The 2,106-nt window shown below is 70.8% G+C and carries 2 protein-coding genes; one reads left to right on the top strand and one right to left on the bottom strand.

Going from position 1 to position 2,106, the window contains the following annotated elements:
- Nucleotides 1–670: glycosyltransferase (locus tag U9977_RS15370; protein ID WP_322749944.1), on the bottom strand; the 670-nt coding region annotated here is incomplete at its 3' end.
- Between the two features lie 145 nt (nucleotides 671–815).
- Between U9977_RS15370 and U9977_RS15365 the strand changes: the two genes are divergently transcribed.
- On the top strand, nucleotides 816–2,106 hold a 1,291-nt coding region (locus U9977_RS15365), incomplete at its 3' end, for an FAD-binding oxidoreductase (RefSeq protein WP_322749943.1).

Genomic DNA, 2,106 nt, shown 5'->3' with positions numbered 1-2,106 from the left:
AATCCTGCACCGCGCTGAGCAGATGCACCCGCTTCTCCCGGGCGAGCCGGCCGACGTATCCGATCAGTAGCTCACCATCAGGGGCGAGCCGGTGGCGCAGGACGGCGTCCCGATGGCACGGGTTGAACCGCTCCAGGTCGACCCCACGTGCCCACCGGGCGATCCGGTGAACGCCCTGGCTCAGCAGCATGTCGACGGCCGGCCACGACGGCGCGAGCGTCCGCCCGGCCAGCCGGTGGACGGTCGCCACCCATCGCCAGATGGTGCGTTCGGCCTGGCCCAGCCCGTAACGAGCGGCGAAGCCGGCGAAGTCGGTCTGGTAGACGGCGACGCTCGGCAGCCCCAGCCGCCAGGCTGCGAAGGCGGACTGCGCGCCCAGCCCCGCCGGTGCGGCCAGGTGCACGACATCGGGTCGGAATTCCGCCAGAACGCCGACCAGCCGGGGCCACGGAGTGGCGACCCGGAAGGTCGGATATCCTGGCATTGGAACAGAGGGTGCACGCAGTACCCGTGCCCCGGCGTAGACGTCGGGGTCGGCAGCTGGTACCTGAGTTCCCGCTGCGGGGGCGATGACGAGCGCTTCGTGCCCGCGATCTTGCAGATGTTCGAGCACACGGCAGACCGAGTTCGTCACCCCGTCCACGTGCGGCAGGAACGACTCTGTGATCACTGCTACGCGCACGACACTAGGCTCCCAAGCTACGGGGATCGCTCGCGGACGTCCGCTCGTCCGCGACGTGAACATTGTGGCACAACTTGATGTTACTGATCGCGGCATAGCGTGAGTAGGCAAATATTCGCGGAGGCCGAAAACCGTGCGTGGAACAGTCCGGCAAGGCGAGGACGACCCCGGCAAGGGCCGGCGCGGCAAAGACCAGCGCGGCAAGGACCAGCTGATCGCGGATCTCGTGGCGGCGCTCGGCGCCGACCACGTCCTGGTCGACTGCGATCTCACCGCCGGTTACGAAACCGACTGGACCGGTGCCTTCACTGGCCGCGCCGCCGCTGTGGCCCGCCCCGCGTCGACCGGTGAGGTCGCCGCCGTCCTGCGGGTCTGCGCCGCCCACGACCGGCCCGTCGTACCGCAGGGCGGCAACACCGGCCTGGTCGGCGGGTCGGTACCGGCCGGAGCCGCCACCGGCGCGGTCGTGCTCAGCCTGCGCCGACTCACCGCGATCGACCCGGTCGACACGGCCGCGGGCCTGGTCACCGCCGCGGCGGGCGCAACCCTCGCCGATGTCCGGACACACGTGCGCGCAGCCGGCTACACCACCGGTATCGACCTCGCCGCCCGCGACTCGGCAACCCTGGGTGGGATCGCCGCGACCAACGCCGGCGGCGAGCGGGTACTACGACACGGCATGACCCGCAGCCAGATAGCGGGGTTGGAGGCCGTCCTCGCCGACGGCCGGCTGGTACGGCGGCTGTCGGGTCTACCCAAGGACAACGTCGGCTACGACCTGCCGGCGCTGTTCGTCGGCAGCGAAGGCACCCTGGGAGTCATCACCAGGGTGCAGCTGCGCCTGGTCGGGCTGCCCCGCGCGCGGACGGCCGCGCTGATCGCCATGGCGGACCTCACCGCCGCCGTCAATCTCGTCGCCCAGCTTCGGGCCACGGTCGGATCCCTGGACGCCGTCGAGCTGATGTTCGACGGCGGCATCACGCTGGTCTGCGACCACCAGGGTCTGCCGGCACCGTTTCCCGGCCGGACCTCCCCGGGACACAACGCTGCCTACCTGTTGGTGGAATGTGTGGGGCGCACCGATCCGGCCGACGAGCTCGCCGCCGCGATCGAGACCGCCGCGGGTGTACTGCACATCGCCGTCGCCACGACAGCCACGGACCGTCGTCGGCTGTGGGCTTACCGCGACGGCCACGCCGCGGCCGTGAACGCCCTCGGGGTCCCGGTCAAGCTCGATGTCGCCGTCCCCCTCACCCGGATCACCACCTTCGTCGACGATCTCCCGGCACTCGTCCGAGCTGTGACGCCATCGGCCCGGCTGCACCTGTGGGGTCACCTGGCCGAAGCGAACCTGCACGTCAACATCACCGGACCCGACCGCGACGACAGCCGCAGCCGGGAAACGCTCGCCGGGGCGATCCTCA

The organism is Protofrankia sp. Cas8 (genome assembly GCF_963555845.1).
In the GTDB taxonomy this organism is placed as follows: domain Bacteria; phylum Actinomycetota; class Actinomycetes; order Frankiales; family Frankiaceae; genus Protofrankia.
Note: the sequence above shows the minus strand (reverse complement) of the source record. Positions and strands in the feature narration are given on the sequence as shown.